We start from the raw sequence: 21,449 nt of genomic DNA, 5'->3' as shown, positions 1-21,449 counted from the left end.
GTTACTGGGGGGAGCATGTTCAGTACCTTTGATATTTTCAAGATAGGTGTGGGTCCTTCCAGTTCCCATACCGTAGGCCCTATGAAGGCGGCGCGGGATTTTGTCGAGCAGCTGCATCTTGACGGACGTTTGAGTCGCCTGACCCGGGTAAGTGTCGATGTCTATGGTTCACTGTCGCTGACCGGCAAGGGCCACCATACAGATATCGCCATCATCATGGGGTTGGCGGGCAATAGTCCGGAGACTGTGGACATAGATGCGATTCCGACATTTATCCAACAGGTGCAGGCCTGTGGTGAACTCGTGCTCGGACACGGGCACAAGGTGGCCTTTCCGGCCGATGTCGTAAAGTTTCACAGTGAGGCCCTGCCGCTGCATGAAAATGCCATGCGGCTCACCGCCTGGGCCGGTGAGCTGGTATTGAGCAGCAAGACCTACTATTCCATCGGCGGTGGTTTTGTGGTGGAAGAGGCCGACTTTGGCAAACAAGTTGTAAGTGAGCGGAGCTTACCTTATCCCTTTACCAATGCCGAAGAGTTGCTGGCGCTGTGCCGTGAACATGGCATGAGTATCAGTGCCTTGATGCTGGCCAATGAAAAGGCGTTGGCTCCGGAGGAGCGCATCTACCGTGGTCTTGGCAATATCTGGCACACAATGAAGCAAGCCATCGACAAGGGATGTCATACCGAAGGGATTCTGGCCGGGCCATTGAGAGTGCCAAGGCGGGCACCGGCACTGTTGCGGCAATTGCAAACCGGGGAGCGCCTTTCCAGCGATCCTATGGTCATAGTCGATTGGGTGAACCTGTTTGCCCTGGCGGTCAGTGAAGAAAATGCGGCCGGTGGCCGGGTAGTGACTTCGCCGACTAATGGTGCGGCCGGGATTATTCCAGCCGTGATGGCTTACTTCGACAAATTTATTCGTCCTTTGGGGCAGAAAGAGTACAGTCGCTTTTTGCTCACGGCCGCGGCCATAGGTGGACTTTACAAACGCAATGCCTCTATCTCGGGCGCCGAAGTAGGGTGTCAGGGGGAGGTCGGGGTTGCCTGCTCCATGGCGGCGGCCGGTTTGGCCGAGCTGATGGGGGCCAGCCCGGCCCAGGTGTGTATGGCGGCCGAAATCGGCATGGAGCACAATCTGGGGCTTACTTGCGATCCTGTCGCCGGGCAGGTTCAGGTGCCCTGTATTGAGCGTAACGCCATTGCCGCCGTGAAGGCGGTTAACTCGGCCCGAATGGCACTGCGCAGGAACTGTGAGCCCAGAGTCAGCCTGGATAAGGTGATAGCCACCATGTATGAAACCGGCAAGGATATGAGCGCCAAGTACCGGGAAACCAGCCAGGGTGGCCTGGCTATTAAGGTCACCAGTATCTGCGCCTGAACTCAGGCGGGCTTTTCTTCATACATCAAGTAGTGGCTCTGACTCATGCCCAGTGATTGGTATGTTTGCTGGGCGCGGGTGTTTTCCTGCTCCACATAGAGCCTGAAGCTTGCGGCGCCGCCTTGGTGCTCTGCCAGTGCCTTGACCTCCTGATACAGGGCGCGATATATGCCTTTGCGTCTGTGTTCAGGTTTGATATAGACACTCTGGATCCAGAAGTAGTCGGCGGCGCGCCAGTCGCTCCATTCATAGGTAACCATCAAGGAGCCTGCAATCTCTCCATCTATCTCCGCCACCAGATAAAAACCTTTGGCGGGGTTTTCCAATAGAGTGCTGACGCCGCGGCTCAGGGTGTCGCTGTTCAGTGACAGTCCTTCGGTTTCCTGTGCCATCGCCTGGTTGAAGGCCACCAGGGCCTCGGCGTCTCTTGGGGTACCTTTTCTTATAAGCATAATTATTCCTTTGAGTTCTGTTTGCTTTTGCGCCCGTAGGATTTGCGTGTGCGGGGCACAATTTATCAGCAGTTAGGTGTAGGCGCAAAGGGGACTGGATCAAAAGTGTCACTTCAAGTTTTACCCGGATTATCCAGCCTCAGCTCATGGTAACTCCACCCAGGAGCCGGGCAGCGTGATACAGATCATCCTTGCGACAGGGGCATTGTGCTAAACTCGCGCACCGGCCTTGATGTCTGATCTTGGCCATCTGCCAAGGAAATGGCCCCTCTCTTTTTCAAATATCAAGGTTTACACATGTCAAAACACGAACCTTCACGCATCGGCCGTCTGTGGTCACGCTGGTCGGGGCTGCCTTTGTGGCTGAAGATACTGATAGGTATGGTTCTGGGGATGAGTACAGGACTGATGCTGGGTAAAGACGCCATCTATCTCAAGCCGATAGGGACTTTGTTCGTCAACACTATCAAGATGCTGATAGTGCCATTGGTGTTCTGCTCGCTGATAGTGGGGGTGACCTCAATGCAGGATACCGCCAAGATGGGGCGGATAGGTTTTAAATCCTTTGCTTTCTATCTGGGTACCACTTCCATTGCCATCAGTTTGGGGTTGATTGTCGGTTCTGTCATACGTCCGGGATCCGGCTTGAGCATGACACCTGAAATCGGTACCGAAAAGGTTGCCCAGGCTCCCTCTTTGATGGAAACCCTGATCAACATAGTGCCTACCAATCCAGTATCGGCTTTGGCCGAAGGGCAGATACTGCAGGTGATCGTATTCGCCGTGGCACTGGGGATCGCCCTGGTGTTGATAGGGGAACATGGCAAGCCTGCGATTCGGGTATTCGAGAGTCTGGCAGAAGCTATGTACAAGCTGACCGATATGGTGATGAGTCTGGCGCCCTACGGGGTGTTTGGCTTGATGGCTTGGGTGGCTGGTGAATACGGTATGGAGATGTTGTTGCCGCTCATTAAGGTGATTGTTGCCGTTTATATCGGCTGTTTCCTGCATATTGTCGGTTTCTACAGCTTGGTCTTGAGTGTCTTTGCCCGTCTCAATCCATTGCATTTCTTTAAGGGGATAAGCAATGCGATGGCCGTCGCCTTCACCACGTCAAGCTCGGCGGGGAGCTTGCCGGCCAGTATGAAGTGTGCCAGTGAGTACCTGGGGGTGAACAAGAAGATTTCCAGTTTTGTGCTGCCGCTGGGTACCACTATCAACATGGATGGCACCGCACTCTACCAAGGGGTGACCGCGCTGTTTGTGGCTCAGGCCTTTGGCATAGACCTCACCTGGGTGGACTACATCACCATTATTCTGACTGCGACGCTGGCTTCTATAGGTACTGCGGGTGTGCCCGGCGCCGGTTTGGTGATGTTGACGCTGGTGCTGACCACAGTAGGTTTGCCGCTGGAAGGGGTGGCGATTATTGCCGGTATCGACCGTATTCTGGATATGGCCCGCACTGTGGTTAACGTCTCCGGTGACTTGGTGGCTACCACAGTGATTGCCAAGTCGGAAAATGAACTGGATATTGAACACTACAATGCCGATATGCAGCAGAGTGCTCTGATAGCTGAACAGAATGCCGTTGACACTATAGAGCATGGCCGTAATTGATATGAGTTACATAAATGAAAAAACCGCCTGAAGGCGGTTTTTTTATGACTGAAGGGAAAAATCAGAGGCTGCTGAGTTGCAGCAGAACCTGGCCGTCAACACCCTTGAGCAAGAGCTTGCCATTGCTCATTTCACCTTGGGTCACCTGAGGCATGGCCTGCATCACCAGTTGTTCTTGGGCCATCAGTGCATCGACACAAGCTTTCATTGTACTGCCGGCGGGTGAGAGTTTTAACTTCAGGCCTTCCTGGGAATAGGTGCCGAAGAAGTTATTGCAGCTGTTGTTACCGGACAATTTGCCGTCCTTGGTAAAAACCAACTGGGCGGGACTGTAATCTATAGTCGGTTGTCCCATAATGCTTTCTACTTGCCAGCTGCCTTCCAGTGGCAGAAACTGACCTTGGGTATCCGGGGTGGTTTGGCAGGCAGCCAGACCAAATAGCAGCGCAGCAGCTACGAGAGTTTTCTTAATCATGGTCATTTTTCCATTAGTCTATAAAGCCTTTATAGTGTGACAAGAATAACGCGGATTAAAAAGGGGGAGAAGGGTGATATCCAATGCTAACTCAGTGATAGGCCTTCTAAAGTTGTTACATTGGATCGGAGTGTTAATGCTGCTTGTCGGTGTTGGGGTTTATATGTTGACTACTATGGCACTTGAGGTCAGCGGAATGTTGATTATTGCCTCGCTGATAGGCTTGGGGTTGGTATTTATGTCGCCATATCCTGTGGTTATCTTTATCCAATGGGCCAAGGCACAGGATCAAAAAACGCAATAAACGCTTAAGTTCAAAATTAGCATGAACGGCCATGGCGCAAGCGGTTTTCCCGGATTAACTTGAGGCCTTGTATTGCAGTAGATCTTGCTTTGCCAGTTCCAACATAGGTGAAAGTTCGAAGTGGGAGTCAGGTGCAAAGAAGCTTTTCCCAACCAGCAGTTGTAGGCCGCAATCGCTGCGACTAACTCGTTTTTTTAAGCGGCTGGTGAGAATATCCAAATGCGCTTGGTTGTCTACAAATGCCAGGATAATGAATTGGCTCTTATTCAACCTGGTGCAGATATCTGCTTCACGCATGTTCTCCAGTATCACCCTTGCCAGTATTTTCAGGGCCTTATCTTGTTGCAGCCCGGCAATACGGTTTGAGTTAAGTTCCTTGCCTTCCAACAGTAAAAGTCCGGCATGGGAGCCCAAACGGCGACTAAGACTCAGCTGCCTTGATGCCAGCAGATTAAAGCCCCTGGGATTGAGCATACCTGTGAGTTCATCTTGTAAAGACAGAGACGCCATCTGTTCCATCAGTTGCAACTGTCCAAGCTCACTCTTGAGTAGCTCAAGCATAGGCTCGAGCAAAGACTGCAACTGCTCTATCGCTACCTTGGGTTTGCCATTTAGGATCAGTAATTCGCCAAACAGCTTGCCATCGGACCAATGAAGTGGGTACTTGATGGTCTCGGCCGGGTGAGCTGCAAAGTGTTGCAGTATAGAGGCAATATCTTCAAATTCAGTTGGGATTTCAGCCACCGAACTGTGGCTCAGGACCTGTAGCTTGGTGTCTGGCATATGCTGTAGTAACAGCACAGTTTGGGCGTGAAATATTTCTCTGACAGTGGCTAAACGGTTTTGCCAATGGCTAAGCTTCAAAGGGTCGTTGGGGTGGTCTCTTAAGCTGCTGGTTTTTTCCGTCAGTTGCGCATGCATATAGTTATCGTATTTTTGATGGCAGGGATTGCCTCAGGATACCTAACCGTTTGCGTTAATAAAATGCAAATAATCAGTTATTGGATCTGAGTCTTTTTAATGCTTGTTCTGTGCTTTGAATCAAGGCTTTTCTGCTTCTTTCTTCTGTTTGGATGACTTGAGCCCTGCTCTGGCACTTTCCAGCATGGGGGCCAACTTGGCTGCTGAGTCCGGGCTGAAAAAGCAACTGCTGGAGTCCAACTGCAATGGAGCCGAAAACTGGTTCATCTGCCGCTCAAGGCGCTTGATGATATGTTCCAGATCCCGCTCCAGATCGACAAACACCAGTAGGACATATTGGCTGTCGTTGTAGTGGGCGGCAATATCCGCGGTTCTTATGGTACTGAGGATCAGGTTACCGAGTTCCTTATGATGACGTGCCAGCGTTTCGGCATCCATATTCGCCCCGGGTATCAACTCGAAAAAAATAATGCCTGAATGAGCACCGAAGCGGCGACCGAGATTGAGCTGTCTTGGCGCCATCATAATGAAACCATAACGGTTGAGTATGCCTGTTTCCCGGTCTCGCATGGATAGCGATTCGATTCTATGGCTTTGGCATAGGAGCGCCAAGTCTTGCTGCAGCAGAATTTGAAACGGTTCCAGCATATAAGGGCTTATGTGTTGCTGCTCGTTGGCATGGGCATTGATGACACACAGGCAACCGAACACCGAGCCATCGGGCCAGAGCACGGGCCGGGATAGAATCCCAAGGACATTGCTGAACTCTTTTGGATTGTCATTATAGGTGGAGCGGGTGAGATCCAGATTAACGCCCTCGGGTGGGCTATCGACCATACGCAGGAATACACTTTCGTCTGCAGAGAATACCTTACCGGGTGGGAACCTGTGGCTGGCATCGGCGGCGCTGACAATGACTTCAAATCCCTGTTCTGTCTTTTGCAGCACAAAGACTTTGTCGGCCTGGTAGTAACGTTTCATTAGCTCACATTGATGCATCCAGCGAATAAGGTTGAGTCTGTGGCTTTCATTTTCCAATAGGCTCTTGCCTGGGTCTATGGTATCCGGGAGCATGTCTCTTCCTGAGTGATGTGGCTTAAGTTCAACTTTAAGTGTGGAAGCAGTATAGGAATTTCGCAAATCGAGTGCGGCTTAAACCTGCTTTGGCTATAATGCGGCTTCTTTTCTTGCTGAGTCTTTTTAATGCCGCAAACCATGCAATACCGCCAGGCCGAGGCGGCCGATATTGAGACGATTGCCAGTCTGGAGCAGCGCTTCGGCCAGGATGAATTGAGTGCCAGAGAGCGCACTCAAGGCATGCAAGGGCAGGGCTTTTCTGCCAAGGAGCTTGAGCCTCTTGTGGCTTCCGGCCTGGTGTGGTTGGCGTTGGACGCGACTAAGGTAGCCGGTTATCTGATAACCGGCAGTTGGGATAAACTCAAGCATTCGCCTTTGTGTCAGGCCCTCTGTCGGCAACTGGCCCAGAATCGCTTTGACCTGGAATTGAATTGGCAGCAGACTTTGCATTACGGTCCGGTTTGGGTGCATCCTGATTATCGTGGCAAGGGCGTGTTTGATAAGCTTTATGGCGCCGCCAGAGCCAACATCAGTGCGCCTTGGCTGGCACTGATCGCCGAGGATAACGAGGCGTCTATACGTGCCCATAGCCGGGATGGCCGCATGCGCACCCTGGATTTTGTCACCCTTTGTGGCCGGGATTTCTATCTGCTGCTGGGTTAACAGGCGCTTTGACGCGGGAGAGTAAGATGCAAAACACGCCAGAAACCCTACTGCAATCCTGTGAGTCGCTAAGGCTTTCTGCCTGGGATAATGTCAGATACCTGGTGTCTGTTTTGGCGCTGCAGGGTCAGCAGGCAAAGGCTTTTGAAGCCAAAATCGATGGCAAGCCGCATTATCTGCTGCAAGCCTTGGGCGTCTGTTTCGACTGTGGGCGCAGCAATAGCTATCAGGTGCAGATCCGCCAGTTGACTGATACCGAATTCACTCCAATGAAAGTGTTGGATATCACGCCGCTATCGGCCGAGCAGTTGGGTTACCTCTGTATGGAAACGGCCCATTTCGATCACTGCTACTGAGATATCGCCCGATAAATAGATATAAAAAAACCGCCCTGAGGCGGTTTTTCTGCAAGCTGAGTCTATTACAGACCTGCGTCGGTACGCAGGGCTTCAGCCTTGTTGGTTTGCTCCCATGGGAACTCGTCACGGCCGAAGTGACCGTAAGCGGCGGTGCCTTGATAGATGGGGCGCGCCAGATCCAGCATCTCGGTCAGGCCGTATGGACGCAGATCGAAGTGCTGACGTACCAACTGGATAAGCAATTCTTGCGAGACTTTGCCTGTGCCGAAGGTTTCCACACTGATGGAGGTCGGTTCGGCCACACCAATGGCGTAAGACACCTGGATTTCACAGCGGTCAGCCAGACCGGCAGCCACTATGTTTTTGGCAACGTAACGGGCAGCGTAAGCGGCGCTACGGTCAACCTTGGATGGGTCTTTACCTGAGAAGGCACCACCACCGTGACGGGCCATGCCGCCATAGGTATCAACGATGATCTTGCGACCGGTCAAACCACAGTCACCCATAGGGCCACCGATAACAAAACGGCCGGTTGGGTTGATGAAGTACTTGGTGTCCTTGTTCAGCCACTGGGCAGGCAATACTGGCTTGATGATGGTTTCCATCACGCCTTCCACCAGATCCGCCTGGCTGACGCTTTCGCAATGCTGGGTAGAAAGTACCACGGCATCGATACCGACAATCTTGTTGTCTTCGTAGGCGAAAGTCACCTGAGACTTGGCATCGGGACGCAACCAAGGCAGAGCGCCGCTCTTGCGGACTTCTGACTGGCGCTTAACCAACTGGTGAGCGTAGGTGATAGGAGCTGGCATCAGCACGTCGGTCTCATTGCTGGCGTAACCAAACATCAGACCCTGGTCACCGGCACCCTGTTCTTTGGGATCGGCACGGTCTACACCCTGGTTGATATCGGGGGACTGCTTGCCGATGGCGTTCAGTACCGCACAGCTGTCGGCATCAAAACCCATATCCGAGTGGGTATAACCTATTTCGCGAACGGTTTTACGGGTCAGTTCTTCAATATCGACCCAGGCTGAGGTGGTGACTTCACCGGCCACCAGTACCATACCTGTCTTGACCAGGGTTTCACAGGCTACACGGGCCTTGGGATCCTGAGCCAGAATCGCGTCGAGTACCGCATCAGAAATCTGATCGGCGATTTTATCTGGATGTCCTTCTGAGACTGACTCAGAGGTAAACAAGTGTTTTGCCATAATTCGGAAAATCTCGTCTGTGGAATTCAAACGTGTAGAAGCATCTACATCTAGACGGCCATTTTAGTGGAATTCGACTTGGATGACACCCCTTGTCGCAAATATTTGTGCGCCATGGCGCAGGAATCGGCTCAAATGACTAAGAGCTTTTTCCACTGTTTTCAGCTATTTTGCTGAAATGTATCAGATTCATCTGTATCTGGGTGAGGAGTTTTCCTATGGCGCTTTAACCCAGGTAGCCGCATTGAAAGCGAACAGCGGACAGGCAAGTTGACAGCTTTGTGAGCGGCAAGCTTCGCAAATGAGGCGCAAATGTAAACACAAAGCAAAGCCTGGGCTGCTTTTGGCGTTGTGAGTGGGTGAATTTTATTTGCGTCCTTCTGCCCGGTAGGGGAAAATATGGCTCCAATTTGCCCAAGACCTCTAAGATCAAGCAGGAGAGAGCATGTCTTCCCGTAAAGAACTCGCTAACGCTATCCGTGTTTTAAGTATGGACGCTGTCCAAAAGGCCAATTCCGGCCACCCCGGTGCTCCCATGGGGATGGCTGATATCGCCGAAGTCCTGTGGCGGGATCACCTCAAGCACAACCCTGTGAACCCTCAATGGGCCGACCGCGACCGCTTTGTGTTGTCAAACGGCCATGGTTCCATGCTGCATTACTCACTGCTGCATCTGGCGGGTTATGATCTGGGCATTGAAGATCTCAAGCAGTTCCGTCAACTGCACTCACGCACTCCGGGCCATCCTGAATATGGTTATGCTCCCGGCATCGAAACCACCACAGGGCCTTTGGGCCAAGGCATTACCAATGCTGTAGGTATGGCGATTGCGGAAAAGGCTCTGGCGGCTCAGTTTAACCGTGACGGTCACGATATTGTCGATCATCACACTTATGTCTTCATGGGTGACGGTTGCCTGATGGAAGGTATCTCCCATGAGGCCTGCTCACTGGCCGGTACCCTGGGTCTTGGCAAACTGATCGCCTTCTGGGATGACAACGGTATCTCCATCGATGGTCATGTTGAAGGCTGGTTCAGCGATGATACTCCCAAGCGCTTTGAAGCCTATGGCTGGCACGTGGTTGCCGGTGTCGATGGTCACGACCCACAAGCTATTAACGCCGCCATTGAAGCCGCCAAGGCTGATCCGCGTCCATCGCTGATCTGCTGCAAGACCGTAATAGGTTACGGTTCTCCCAACAAGTCCGGTTCTCATGATTGCCACGGTGCGCCGCTGGGTGATGCTGAAATTGCCGCCACCCGTGAATTCCTGGGCTGGAAGCATGAGCCATTCGTGATCCCATCTGAAATCTATGCTGCCTGGGATGCCAAGGAAGCCGGTAAGGCCGCCGAAAGCAGCTGGAACGACAAGTTCGCTGCCTATGAAGCCGCTCACCCCGCGCTGGCCGCCGAGCTCAAGCGTCGCCTCAACGGTGAACTGCCTGCCAACTTTGACGCCGATGCCAAAGCCTACATAGAGCAGCTGCAGGCCAATCCTGCCAATATCGCTTCCCGTAAGGCCTCGCAAAATGCACTGGAAGCCTTCGGTAAAATGTTGCCTGAATTCTTAGGGGGCAGTGCCGACCTGGCGCCTTCCAACCTGACCATGTACTCAGGTTCCAAGCCTATTTCGGCCGAAGATGCCAGCGGCAACTACCTGCACTATGGTGTGCGTGAGTTTGGTATGACCGCCATCATCAACGGTATTGCCCTGCACGGTGGGTTTGTACCTTACGGTGCCACCTTCCTGATGTTTATGGAATATGCCCGTAACGCCATGCGGATGGCCGCGCTGATGAAGGTGCAGAATATTCAAGTCTATACCCACGACTCCATTGGGCTGGGTGAAGACGGCCCGACTCACCAGCCGGTTGAGCAGATTGCCTCTTTGCGTATGACTCCCAACATGAGCACCTGGCGCCCATGTGACCAGGTAGAATCTGCTATCGCCTGGAAATACGCCATTGAGCGCAAAGACGGCCCAACTTCGCTGATCTTCTCGCGTCAGAACCTGACCCAGATGCCACGCAGCGCCGAGCAACTGAATGATGTGGCCAAGGGCGGTTATGTGCTGGTGGATTGCGAAGGCGCGCCTGAGCTGATCATCATTGCCACCGGCAGCGAAGTCGAGTTGGCGGTTAAGGCCCAGGTTGAGCTGGCCGCTACTGGCGCCAAGGTGCGCGTGGTTTCCATGCCATCTACCGACGTATTTGACCAGCAAACCGCGGCTTATAAAGAAGCTGTACTGCCAGCCAATGTCACAAAACGACTGGCCGTGGAAGCGGGCATAGCCGATTACTGGTATAAATATGTCGGCCTGAACGGTCGCATTATTGGCATGACCAGCTTCGGTGAGTCGGCGCCTGCCAATCAGTTGTTTGAGATGTTCGGTTTCACTGTCGATAAAGTGGTTGAAGCCGGTAAGGCTCTGCTCGCCTGAGCCGCGCCTGCCTGATTGGAAATGACTGTGCGGCAACCAGGCAATGGAATGCCGCACAGGAAGTGCAACGGCCTGTCGGGAAGTCAGGCCGTTACCCAATCAGCATCCCTCATTAGAGGAACAGGATCTCCATGATCAGAGTCGCAATCAATGGTTATGGCCGCATCGGCCGTTCAATTCTCCGTGCCTTATACGAATCGGGTAAAAGGCAGCAAATTCAGATCGTTGCTATCAATGAACTGGCTAAGCCCGAGGCCATAGTCCACCTCACCAACTATGACACCACCCATGGTCGCTTCCATAGCCGCGCGAGCCTTGCCGATGGCATGATGCAACTGGGGGATGACAGCATTACCCTGTTGGCCGAGCCGGAGGCGGACAAACTGCCCTGGGGCGAGCTGGATATCGACTTGGTGTTCGAAGCTACCGGCGCCCTCTCTGATAGACAGAGCTGTGAGGCTCATATCCAGGCCGGTGCCCGCCAGGTATTGATAAGTCACCCCTCTTCGGCGGATGTTGACGCCACCATAGTCTATGGTGTCAACCAGGAACTGTTGGCCGCCGAACACACAGTGGTGTCCAACGCATCCTGTACCACCAACTGTATTGTCCCTGTCATCGATGTGCTGGACCGGCACTTTGGGGTCAAGAGCGGTGCCATTACCACTATCCACTCGGCGATGAATGATCAACAGGTGATAGATGCCTATCACGACGATCTGCGCCGTACCCGCGCCGCCGGGCAATCAATTATTCCGGTAGATACCAAGCTTGCCCGCGGCATAGAGCGTATCCTGCCGCAGATGAAGGATAAGTTTGAGGCTATCTCTGTGCGGGTGCCCACTATTAATGTTACCGCTATAGATGTGTCTGTGACCCTCAACGACAGAGTGGATATTGCCAAGGTAAACCAAGTGTTGGAGCAGGCGACCCACGGCCGGCTCGAGGGGATTCTGGGCTATACTGATGAGCCTCTGGTATCATGCGATTTTAATCATGATCCGCGCTCCAGCGTGGTCGATGGTACCCAGACCCGGGTCAGTGATGGCCAACTGGTGAAGCTGTTGCTTTGGTGCGACAACGAATGGGGTTTTGCCAACCGTATGTTGGATACGGCACTGGCGATGATCAAGGCCCGCAGCGCCTGAGAGACTGCGACAGATTATTTCAGGGGGCAGGGAAGCTGCCGCCCTTAGTGAAACAGATTTGTTTTTGATTAAGAAGGAAGCGTAAAAATGGCAATTATCAAGATGTCAGAGCTGGATCTTCAGGGCAAGCGTGTGCTGATCCGTGAAGATCTCAACGTGCCGGTGGTCGATGGTGTCGTCACCAGCGACGCGCGTCTGCGGGCGTCACTGCCCACCATCAAACTGGCACTGGAAAAAGGGGCTGCCGTGATGGTGATGTCCCACCTGGGACGACCAACCGAAGGCGAATATAATGAGGAGTTTTCCCTCAAGCCTGTGGTTGACTATCTGGCCAAGGCGCTGGATTGCCCGGTGCGCCTGGAAAAAGACTATCTTGAAGGCGTCGAAGTTGCCCAAGGCGAAGTCGTGGTGTTTGAAAACGTCCGCTTCAACAAGGGTGAGAAGAAAAACGACGAGGCGCTTTCCAAGCAGCTGGCGGCCCTGTGTGATGTCTATGTGATGGATGCCTTCGGTACTGCTCACCGCGCCCAGGCCTCGACTCACGGAGTCGGCATGTTTGCCCCGATAGCCTGCGCCGGCCCATTGTTGGCAGCCGAGCTGGATGCCCTGGGTAAGGCGATGGATAACCCGGCACGTCCCTTGGTGGCGATTGTCGGAGGCTCCAAGGTGTCAACCAAGCTGACAGTGCTTGAGTCTCTATCCGGCATAGTGGATCAACTGGTGGTGGGTGGTGGTATCGCCAACACCTTTATAGCCGCCGCCGGCCATCCTGTGGGCAAGTCACTCTATGAAGCCGACCTTATCGATGAAGCCAAGCGCCTGGTGGCCAATGCCCAGAGCCGTGGCGGCGATATCCCTGTGCCTACCGATGTAGTGGTTGGCAAGGAGTTCAGCCCTGCAGCCGTGGCTACCTTGAAGCCAGTGGCCGAGGTTGCCGACGATGAGATGATTTTTGATATAGGCCCGGACAGCGCCGAAGCCTTGGCAGCTATCCTGCAAAAAGCCGGTACTATAGTCTGGAACGGCCCGGTAGGGGTGTTTGAGTTTGACCAGTTCGGCGAAGGCACCAAGCGTATCGCCCAGGCGATCGCCGAGTCACCGGCCTTCTCCATCGCTGGTGGCGGTGATACTCTTGCCGCCGTGGATAAATACGGTATCGCCGACAAGGTGTCATACATCTCTACCGGCGGCGGCGCCTTCCTCGAGTTCCTCGAAGGTAAAGAGTTACCGGCAGTGGCTATGCTCAAGGCCCGCGGTAACTAAGCAAAGTCAAAAGAATTATAAAGAAACCGCTCCCGGCTTTGCCGGGAGCATCAAGTTAAATCCAAGCGATAGCGACCTCGGTGAAGTAATTCACCCTATTATTGGAGTAAAAAAATGGCCCTTATTTCCCTACGCCAACTGCTGGACCACGCCGCCGAACATGGATACGGCGTCCCGGCGTTCAACGTCAACAACCTGGAGCAGATGCGTGCTATCATGCAGGCCGCCGAAGCCACTGATAGCCCTGTGATCGTGCAGGCTTCAGCCGGTGCCCGTAAGTATGCCCGTCCTCAGTTCCTCAAATATCTGATGGCGGCCGCCCTCGAGCAGTATCCGGATATCCCTGTGTGTATTCACCAGGATCACGGTACCCACCCTGACGTGTGTCAGCGTTCCATCCAGCTCGGCATGAGCTCTGTGATGATGGACGGTTCCTTGATGTCTGATGGCAAGACTCCTGCCTCTTATGAGTACAACGTCGATGTCACCCGCAAGACAGTGGCGTTCGCCCACGCCTGTGGTGTTTCTGTTGAAGGTGAAATCGGTTGTCTGGGTAGCCTGGAAACCGGTATGGCCGGTGAAGAAGACGGTATCGGCGCCGAAGGCACCCTGAGCCATGAGCAGATGCTGACCAGCCCGGAAGAGGCTGCCCGCTTCGTGGCCGACACTCACGTGGATGCCCTGGCTATCGCCATAGGTACCAGCCACGGTGCTTACAAGTTCAGCCGCAAGCCTACCGGCGATGTGCTGCGTATCGACCGCATTAAAGAGATCCACGCCCGTATCCCCAACACTCACTTGGTCATGCACGGCTCTTCTTCTGTACCTCAGGAGTGGCTGCAGATCATCAACCAGTATGGTGGCGCGATCCCTGAAACTTACGGCGTGCCGCTGGAAGAGATTGTTGAAGGCATCAAGCACGGTGTGCGTAAGGTTAACATCGATACAGATTTGCGTCTGGCATCAACCGGTGCGGTACGTAAGTTCCTGGCCGAAAACCCAACTGAGTTTGATCCACGCAAATTCCTTAAGGCCTCTATGGAAGCTATGGCCGACATCTGTACCGTGCGCTACGAAGCCTTCGGTTGTGCTGGTATGGGCTCCAAGATCAAGCCGCTGTCACTGCAGGCCATGTACAAGCGTTATCAGACCGGCGAACTGGACCCACAGATCAATCTGTAATCCCGTTCTCTGTATTGAAAGCCCGCATTCGCGGGCTTTTTTACTTTTAGCTTCCAGAGTGTAAATCCGAGGTGGGCGCGAGTTGTTGCGCCTTGGCTGTCACGACACACTCGGGTGATAGGGCTGAGGTTGGCGGAGTGTTTTCCGGATGGCTCTTGAGTCATCACAACGCCTTTTTGATAAGCTTGGCCAGGCTGGCTATCGATTGCTCCAACTTTGGCCCGCCAGGCAGTGAGGCATTGATGCGAAAACAGTGGCTGAACTCCCGGTGCGCCGAGAACATCTGTCCCGGCGCCAGGCTTATTCCTTGCCAGAGTGCCTGGCGATAGAGCTCTGTGGTGTCCCGCCCCTCGGGTAACTCTACCCAGAGAAAATAGCCGCCATCGCCATAATGCACTCTGACACTGTCGGGTAAGCGGCTCTTCAATGCCTGCCAGGTGGCGAATTTTCGCTGCTCCAGGGTGCGCCTCAATTGTCGCAGGTGGGTCTCATAACTGCGGGTCGACAGGTAATGAGCCAGTGCCAATTGCACCGGGGTGCTGGTGGCCAGGGTGCTCATCAGTTGCAGTTTTTGAATACTGAGCGCCATCTTGCCGGCGGCCACCCAACCGACACGAAAACCGCCCACCAGAGATTTGGAGAAGGAGCCGCAGTGCAGGGTTCTGTTGTCCGGGTCGAAGGCCTTGGCCGGCAGGGGCTTATCTTTGCCGAAATAGAGTTCACTGTAGACATCGTCTTCAATCAAAAAGCAGTCGTGTTCCTGCAAGAGTTTCAGCAAACGACGCTTCTTGTCATCGCTCATACTGCAGCCAAGGGGATTTTGAAAGTTGGTCATCAACCAGCAGGCCTTGACCCTGTGAGTTTGCAGCGCCTGGGCCAGAGACTGTAGATCTATTCCTTCCTGGGGATGGGTGCGAATGGCGAGCGCCTTGAGGCCGAGGCGCTCCAGCGACTGCAGCGCGCCGTAGAAGGCGGGGTTTTCTATCACCACCCAATCCCCGGGACGGGTAACCGCCTGCAGGCTCAGGTTCAATGCCTCCAGTGCCCCCGCGGTGATCACTATTTCATCCGGCGAGATGCTCATTCCCTGCGCCGCGTAGCGCTGGGCTATGATATGCCTGAGCGCCGGGTTCCCGGGTGGCAGATTGTCCAGAGCGCTGGCGGAATCCAGGGTTCTGGCGCTTGAAATCAAGGCCCGGTTCAACTGTTTGTGGGGCGACAGCCCGGGGTCCGGGTAGGCGGAGCCAAACCCCGTGATCCCCGGATCGCGACTGGCCTGCAACACCTCAAAGATAAAGGCGTTGATATCCACCGACTCGGCGCGGGTCACAGCACTGGACTGATGCAGACCTTGAGGCTTGGGGGCAGCCACTTTCGGGGCGACAAAGTAACCTGAGCGGGGGCGGGAGATTATCCAACCTTGGCTCTCCAACACCTGATAGGCATGCATCACTGTCATCAAACTCATCTGGCTCTGCTGAGTCTGCTCCCTGAGTGAAGGTAAGCGGTCACCCACCTGCCAGACACCGCTCTGTATCTGCTGCCTCAATTGCTGGATCAGGGTTTCATATTTGGCCATGGTTTACTCTGCTTTATTGCCCGTGTCCAGCATAACAATTATTCAATCTGTTATATATAAAATCATATTTTCTGTATCTATTATAGTTTTGTCTCAGTCCTTAAGATGCCTGCCAGGTTTATTGACCCTTTGAGGTGGTTCATGTTTGGACTGGATGCACTCGAAATGGCACGCATACAGTTTGCCTTCACGGTTTCTTTTCACATTATCTTCCCTGCCATCACCATTGGCCTGGCAAGTTATCTCGCGGTACTGGAAGGGCTTTGGCTCAAAAAGCGTAATCCGGTATACAAGCAGTTGTATCATTTTTGGTCCAAGGTATTTGCGGTCAACTTTGGTATGGGGGTGGTTTCCGGCTTGGTGATGGCTTACCAGTTCGGCACCAACTGGAGCGGTTTTTCCGAGTTTGCCGGCAGTATTACCGGCCCCCTGCTGACCTATGAAGTGTTGACCGCCTTCTTCCTCGAAGCCGGATTTTTGGGGGTGATGCTGTTTGGCTGGAAGAAAGTCGGCGATCAGCTGCACTTCTTTTCCACCTGCATGGTTGCCCTCGGCACCCTAATGTCCATGTTCTGGATCTTGGCCTCCAACAGCTGGATGCACACGCCCCAGGGCTTTGTCATTGAAGCCGGTCAAGTAGTACCGACAGACTGGTTGGCGGTTATCTTCAACCCTTCCTTTATTCCGCGTCTTTCGCATATGGCGGTGGCCGCCTTTATCTGCTGCGCCTTGATGGTGGCGGCATCGGGCGCCTGGCACTTGCTTAAAGGCAACGACAACCCGGCGGTGCGCAAGATGTTCTCCATGGCGCTGTGGATGATCCTCGCCTGTGCACCTTTGCAGGCCTTGCTTGGGGATATTCACGGGCTCAATACCCTGGAGCATCAACCGGCTAAAGTTGCCGCAATGGAAGGCCACTGGGACAACAGCTCGGGTGAGCCGACACCGCTTATCCTGTTTGGCTGGCCCAATATGGAGACAGAAACCACTGACTATGCCCTCAAGATCCCGGCGCTGGCCAGTTTGATCTTGATGCACGACAGCCAGGCCCAGGTGCCGGCGCTGAAGGAGTTTGCCGTGGAAGACAGGCCCAATGTCCCTATCGTCTTTTGGTCATTTCGGGTCATGGTCGGACTGGGCATGTTGATGCTGCTGCTCGGTGTCGTCAGCCTTTGGCTCAGACACAGTGGTGGCCTGTACCAGCGCCGCTGGTTTCTGCGCTTCAGTCTGTGCATGGGACCATCGGGACTCATAGCGCTGTTGGCCGGTTGGATAACCACGGAAGTGGGGCGGCAACCCTGGATCATTCATGGGGTAATGCGCACCCAGGATGCGGTCTCCGCCCATGGCGAGCTGCATATGAGCCTGAGCCTGCTGGGGTTCTTTGTGGTCTACAGCCTGGTGTTTGGTTTGGGGTATCTCTATCTGCTCAATCTTATCCGTCAGGGACCCAAGGTCGAGGAAGCCTTATCCGAAAGCCCGGCGTTGGTCGGGCGAATTTCACAGTTTCACAGCGACGAGCTGCATAAGGAGAGCTGAGTATGGGTATCGATCTGGCTGTTATCTGGTTTGTGATTATTATTTTCGCCACCTTGATGTACATAGTCATGGATGGTTTCGACCTGGGAGTGGGGATACTGCTGCCCTTGGTTGAAGACAGGGATGACAAAGATATCATGGTGAACTCAGTGGCGCCCGTGTGGGACGGCAATGAAACCTGGCTGGTATTGGGCGGGGCCGCATTGTTCGGTGCCTTTCCGCTGGCTTATGCGGTGATTATCGATGCCTTGGCGATTCCGCTGACCTTTATGCTGGTGGCGCTTATCTTTCGAGGCTTGGCGTTTGAGTTTCGCTTCAAGGCATTTGAAGGCCACAGAAAAGCCTGGGACAGGGCATTTGCCATCGGCTCTGTGGCTGCGACCTTCTTTCAGGGGGTGGTGCTGGGGGCTGTGATATCCGGTTTCCCCGTCATAGATCGCAGCTTTGCCGGTTCGCAGCTCGACTGGCTGGCGCCTTTCCCGCTTTTATGCGGTGTCGGCCTGGTGGTCGCTTACGGGCTCCTTGGCAGCAGTTGGCTGATCATGAAGACCCAGGGGCATCTGCAGCAACAGATGTTTCTGCTGAGCCGCTCTTTGCTCATAGGCTTGTTGGTGGCCATAGTGCTGGTCAGTATCTGGACGCCTTTGGCACATCCCCAAATCGCCGAGCGTTGGTTTTCACTGCCGAACCTTATTTTCCTCTCACCCGTGCCTTTGTTGACGGCGCTGCTGGGATGGAATCTGTACCTGGGGCTGCAAAGGCAAGATACTTACCAACCCTTTGTGATGACGCTGCTGTTGGTGTTACTGGGGTTCTGCGGTCTTGGGATCAGCATCTGGCCCTACATTATTCCACCGGGAATCAGCATTTGGCAGGCCTCGTCACCGCCCCAGAGCCAAGGTTTTATGCTGGTGGGGGCCCTGTTCATTATCCCGATTATTTTGGTCTATACCTGCTGGACCTATTATGTGTTCCGCGGCAAGGTGAGCGTCGATGATGCCTATCATTAATGCTTTGAGGGGCCGGGCCATCCGGCTGTTGGCCCCCGCTAAGGCTTGGCTCGATAGCCGTCCAGGCTGCTGGATGCTGCTGCTTTGGTGCTTGAGTGTTCTTTCTTTGCTGAGTGTCTCTTCGCTATTGCGACTGCTGATGTCTGCGGCCGGGTTGCGGGCATGATTGGGGGCCATTGTTATCAAGATAGTGTACGCAATCAGGTTTTTCGGCTGAAAAATGCGAGCTGTTTCGTATTTTTCGCTGTAGATGTTAAGATGGCGCCCGTTTTTTTAGGGATTGCTTTGAACGGAGATGCACAAGAATGAAAAAACTGCTTAGCGCTGCAGCCATTCTGCTGGTCGCACCATTTGCTCACGCAGGGGCCGACTTTGTCGAAGGTGATAAAACATTTGCCGGTGAGGCGGAGTTGGGTGCTACCCTGACCACAGGTAACACTGATACCTCTTCGGTGAAGGGTCGCCTGGCGATGAAACACGAACTGGGTAACTGGGAAAACCAGTATCTGCTCGAAGGTCTGTATAAGGAAGATTCTGAAGAAGTTACCGCCAAGCGTTACTTTGGTGGTGTTCAGGGCAACTACCGTCTGGATGAGCGCAGTTATCTGTTTGCCAACACCAGTTACGAAGCCGATCCCTTTACAGGTTATGATTATAAATTCAACAGCGCAGCCGGTTACGGCTACCGGGTTTTCCAGGGCAGCAAGAGTTTCCTGGATGCCGAGATAGGTCCTGGTTACCAGTATCAGCGTCTGGACAGTGAGCAGCGTGCTATTCTGGGTTACAACTCAGATGCCAGCTGGGTGGCTCACGGAGTGATTAACTATGAGCTTGAGATCAGCAAGACCTCCAAATTCCGCCAGATGTTTGTTGCCGACTATGGTGACAAGCTCGACGCGCGTTCCGAGACTTCGTTGACCGCTAATATCATAGGTGCATTGGCGATGAAGTTCGCCGTGGTCGTGCGTTATAACAGCGATCCGCTGGATGACAAAAAGAGCACAGATACCGAAACCAACATGACACTGCTGTACTCCTTCTAAAAAGTCGTGATATAAAAAAGTGTGAACCAGATAAAAGCGCCTGCGGGCGCTTTTATGATCTATGGTGTTTTTTTGCCAGTCCTTGGTAACCTTTCTTCAGTTGTCTGCCGCTTAAGGCTTGGGCTTGCTCACTTAAATTACAGAAATTTGCGTTTTATCAAGATTTGATTTCCTGTCTCTGTGCTAGGTTTTAGTTAATTTCCTACCGAGAGATCATTGAAATGAAGTTGATGCGTTTGCATGGGGGCTGCGCAGCCTTAGGAGGAATTTTGTCCGGACTGTTTTCGCCTGCGGTCCTGGCTAGCACGGAAGCCGTAAATAATCTGAACCTGACCGACTCAACTGTGGGGTATCTGGCACTGACTCTATTTACCATCGCCTATTTGCTGGTGATGGGGGAGGAGAAACTGCACCTGAGGAAGTCCAAGCCTGTATTGGTCGCCGCCGGTCTTATCTGGGGCATGATAGGTTATATCTATACCCAAAACGGTATGTCGGAAGTGGCCGAGGCAGCTTTTAAGCATAACCTGCTCGAATATGCCGAATTGTTGCTGTTTTTGCTGGTAGCAATGACCTATATCAACGCGATGGAAGAGCGGCGGTTGTTTGATGCTTTACGTTGTTGGATGGTCGGCAAGGGCTTCAGTTTATACCAGATATTTTGGCTTACCGGCTTATTGGCCTTCTTTATCTCACCTATCGCCGATAACCTGACCACGGCATTATTGATGTGCGCCGTGGTAATGAAAATGGGCGCCGATAATCGCCGTTTTATCACCCTGTCCTGTATCAACATAGTGGTGGCGGCCAACGCCGGTGGTGCCTTCAGTCCCTTTGGGGATATCACCACTTTGATGGTGTGGCAAAAGGGCATGGTGCACTTTTCCGAGTTCTTTAAGCTGTTCCTGCCATCACTGGTGAACTTCCTGGTGCCGGCGCTGATCATGAGCCTGTTTATTTCCAGGGAAAAATCCGATGCCCTGGTTGAAAAAGTTTATACCAAGACAGGCGCCAAGCGGATAGTACTGCTGTTCCTGTTTACTATTTCTATGGCTGTTTGTGCTCATTCATTGTTGGGGCTGCCACCTGTGCTGGGCATGATGACAGGCCTTGGACTACTGCAGTGCTTTGGCTTCTACCTGAGGAAGAATTTCCCCAAAGCATTGGCAAGGGCGCAGGAGAAGGCGCGCCTGATGCAGGATGAAAAGCGTCTGGAGCAACTGGGTAACGTGGTGCCTTTCGATGTCTTCAGCCGTATTGCCAGAGCCGAATGGGATACTTTGCTGTTCTTCTATGGCGTGGTGCTCTGTGTCGGCGGCTTGGGCTTTATGGGCTATCTGAGTATGGTGTCTCACGCCATGTACACCCAGTGGGATCCCACTTATGCCAATATCGCCATTGGGGTGCTGTCTTCTATCATAGACAACATTCCTGTGATGTTTGCCGTACTGACCATGAATCCGGATATGGCTCTTGGCCAATGGCTGCTGGTAACCCTGACCGCCGGAGTCGGGGGCAGTTTGCTGTCTATCGGCAGTGCTGCAGGGGTCGCTCTGATGGGGCAAGCGAGGGGCATTTATACTTTTGGGGCTCACCTCAAGTGGACGCCTGTTATCGCCCTGGGTTATATCGCCAGTATTCTGATACATCTCTGGCTTAACAGTTCTACATTTTAGAAAAGCATGTATCATATTGTTAATTAACAAAGTTTTAATCGTGAGAAAAGTCTGAGAGAAGGTTCACGCTTTTCTTAAAAGCCTGAAAACACCCATGCAGATCA

20 protein-coding genes are annotated in these 21,449 nt (G+C 53.3%); 14 read left to right on the top strand and 6 right to left on the bottom strand.

Features of this window, described 5'->3' with window-relative positions:
• Positions 1-15: 15 nt before the first annotated feature.
• Positions 16-1,380 carry an L-serine ammonia-lyase gene (locus SIL79_RS02430; RefSeq protein ID WP_162206909.1) on the top strand — a complete coding sequence of 455 codons (1,365 nt, stop codon included), beginning with the start codon at positions 16-18 and terminating at the stop codon, positions 1,378-1,380.
• A gap of 2 nt (positions 1,381-1,382) precedes the next feature.
• Here SIL79_RS02430 and SIL79_RS02425 read toward each other — a convergent pair whose 3' ends face one another.
• A complete protein-coding gene (locus SIL79_RS02425; RefSeq protein WP_039033060.1) occupies positions 1,383-1,832 on the bottom strand; it encodes a GNAT family N-acetyltransferase in 450 nt (149 codons plus the stop codon).
• 297 nt (positions 1,833-2,129) lie between these two features.
• Here SIL79_RS02425 and SIL79_RS02420 point away from each other — a divergent pair, with 297 nt between their 5' ends.
• Positions 2,130-3,452 (top strand): dicarboxylate/amino acid:cation symporter, encoded by a 1,323-nt coding sequence (locus SIL79_RS02420; RefSeq protein WP_039033182.1) that lies wholly within the window; start codon positions 2,130-2,132, stop codon positions 3,450-3,452.
• Between the two features lie 61 nt (positions 3,453-3,513).
• Here the strand turns inward: SIL79_RS02420 and SIL79_RS02415 are convergent, their stop codons facing one another.
• A complete protein-coding gene (locus SIL79_RS02415) occupies positions 3,514-3,927 on the bottom strand; it encodes an META domain-containing protein (protein ID WP_039033061.1) in 414 nt (137 codons plus the stop codon).
• A 136-nt stretch (positions 3,928-4,063) separates the two neighbouring features.
• On the opposite strand from SIL79_RS02415, the gene SIL79_RS02410 reads away from it, so the two are divergent.
• Positions 4,064-4,231: a hypothetical protein gene (locus tag SIL79_RS02410; protein ID WP_233962663.1), complete on the top strand. Its 168-nt coding sequence runs from the start codon at positions 4,064-4,066 to the stop codon at positions 4,229-4,231.
• 54 nt (positions 4,232-4,285) lie between these two features.
• On the opposite strand, the gene SIL79_RS02405 is transcribed toward SIL79_RS02410, so the two are convergent.
• Positions 4,286-5,152 carry a diguanylate cyclase domain-containing protein gene (locus tag SIL79_RS02405; RefSeq protein WP_071475764.1) on the bottom strand — a complete coding sequence of 289 codons (867 nt, stop codon included), beginning with the start codon at positions 5,150-5,152 and terminating at the stop codon, positions 4,286-4,288.
• Between the two features lie 120 nt (positions 5,153-5,272).
• The gene (locus SIL79_RS02400) at positions 5,273-6,226 is read right to left on the bottom strand and encodes a GGDEF domain-containing protein (RefSeq protein WP_039033063.1); all 954 of its coding nucleotides are present in this window, start codon (positions 6,224-6,226) and stop codon (positions 5,273-5,275) included.
• Between the two features lie 129 nt (positions 6,227-6,355).
• On the opposite strand from SIL79_RS02400, the gene SIL79_RS02395 reads away from it, so the two are divergent.
• Entirely contained in the window at positions 6,356-6,892 is a 537-nt protein-coding gene (locus SIL79_RS02395; RefSeq protein ID WP_143078352.1) for a GNAT family N-acetyltransferase, read from the top strand.
• Positions 6,893-6,918: 26 nt separating this feature from the next.
• Complete coding sequence (locus SIL79_RS02390; protein ID WP_039033065.1) at positions 6,919-7,248, top strand: hypothetical protein; 330 nt, start codon at positions 6,919-6,921, stop codon at positions 7,246-7,248.
• Between the two features lie 65 nt (positions 7,249-7,313).
• Here SIL79_RS02390 and metK read toward each other — a convergent pair whose 3' ends face one another.
• Complete coding sequence (gene metK / locus SIL79_RS02385) at positions 7,314-8,465, bottom strand: methionine adenosyltransferase (protein WP_039033066.1); 1,152 nt, start codon at positions 8,463-8,465, stop codon at positions 7,314-7,316.
• Positions 8,466-8,910: 445 nt separating this feature from the next.
• On the opposite strand from metK, the gene tkt reads away from it, so the two are divergent.
• The 4 genes from tkt (at position 8,911) to fba (ending at position 14,498) form a co-directional block, all read left to right on the top strand.
• The gene (tkt, locus tag SIL79_RS02380) at positions 8,911-10,905 is read left to right on the top strand and encodes a transketolase (protein ID WP_039033067.1); all 1,995 of its coding nucleotides are present in this window, start codon (positions 8,911-8,913) and stop codon (positions 10,903-10,905) included.
• A gap of 131 nt (positions 10,906-11,036) precedes the next feature.
• The gene (epd, locus tag SIL79_RS02375; RefSeq protein ID WP_039033068.1) at positions 11,037-12,053 is read left to right on the top strand and encodes an erythrose-4-phosphate dehydrogenase; all 1,017 of its coding nucleotides are present in this window, start codon (positions 11,037-11,039) and stop codon (positions 12,051-12,053) included.
• Between the two features lie 87 nt (positions 12,054-12,140).
• The gene (locus SIL79_RS02370; RefSeq protein ID WP_039033069.1) at positions 12,141-13,316 is read left to right on the top strand and encodes a phosphoglycerate kinase; all 1,176 of its coding nucleotides are present in this window, start codon (positions 12,141-12,143) and stop codon (positions 13,314-13,316) included.
• A gap of 114 nt (positions 13,317-13,430) precedes the next feature.
• Entirely contained in the window at positions 13,431-14,498 is a 1,068-nt protein-coding gene (gene fba / locus SIL79_RS02365) for a class II fructose-bisphosphate aldolase (RefSeq protein WP_039033070.1), read from the top strand.
• A gap of 163 nt (positions 14,499-14,661) precedes the next feature.
• On the opposite strand, the gene SIL79_RS02360 is transcribed toward fba, so the two are convergent.
• Positions 14,662-16,077: an aminotransferase-like domain-containing protein gene (locus tag SIL79_RS02360; RefSeq protein WP_162206910.1), complete on the bottom strand. Its 1,416-nt coding sequence runs from the start codon at positions 16,075-16,077 to the stop codon at positions 14,662-14,664.
• Positions 16,078-16,218: 141 nt separating this feature from the next.
• Here SIL79_RS02360 and SIL79_RS02355 point away from each other — a divergent pair, with 141 nt between their 5' ends.
• The 5 genes from SIL79_RS02355 to nhaD all read left to right on the top strand — a co-directional run bounded on the left by SIL79_RS02355 (position 16,219) and on the right by nhaD (position 21,345).
• Positions 16,219-17,616: a cytochrome ubiquinol oxidase subunit I gene (locus tag SIL79_RS02355; protein WP_071475769.1), complete on the top strand. Its 1,398-nt coding sequence runs from the start codon at positions 16,219-16,221 to the stop codon at positions 17,614-17,616.
• A gap of 2 nt (positions 17,617-17,618) precedes the next feature.
• A complete protein-coding gene (gene cydB, locus SIL79_RS02350; protein ID WP_162206911.1) occupies positions 17,619-18,626 on the top strand; it encodes a cytochrome d ubiquinol oxidase subunit II in 1,008 nt (335 codons plus the stop codon).
• Positions 18,610-18,792 (top strand): DUF2474 family protein, encoded by a 183-nt coding sequence (locus SIL79_RS02345; protein WP_082014222.1) that lies wholly within the window; start codon positions 18,610-18,612, stop codon positions 18,790-18,792. Before cydB ends, SIL79_RS02345 begins: the two co-directional genes overlap by 17 nt.
• A 139-nt stretch (positions 18,793-18,931) precedes the next feature.
• A complete protein-coding gene (locus SIL79_RS02340) occupies positions 18,932-19,669 on the top strand; it encodes a DUF481 domain-containing protein (RefSeq protein ID WP_039033075.1) in 738 nt (245 codons plus the stop codon).
• 221 nt (positions 19,670-19,890) lie between these two features.
• Positions 19,891-21,345 carry a sodium:proton antiporter NhaD gene (gene nhaD / locus SIL79_RS02335; RefSeq protein ID WP_071475771.1) on the top strand — a complete coding sequence of 485 codons (1,455 nt, stop codon included), beginning with the start codon at positions 19,891-19,893 and terminating at the stop codon, positions 21,343-21,345.
• The last annotated feature ends 104 nt before the right edge of the window (positions 21,346-21,449 follow it).

Source organism: Shewanella indica (genome assembly GCF_033842865.1).
GTDB lineage: Bacteria > Pseudomonadota > Gammaproteobacteria > Enterobacterales > Shewanellaceae > Shewanella > Shewanella indica.
Note: the sequence above shows the minus strand (reverse complement) of the source record. Positions and strands in the feature narration are given on the sequence as shown.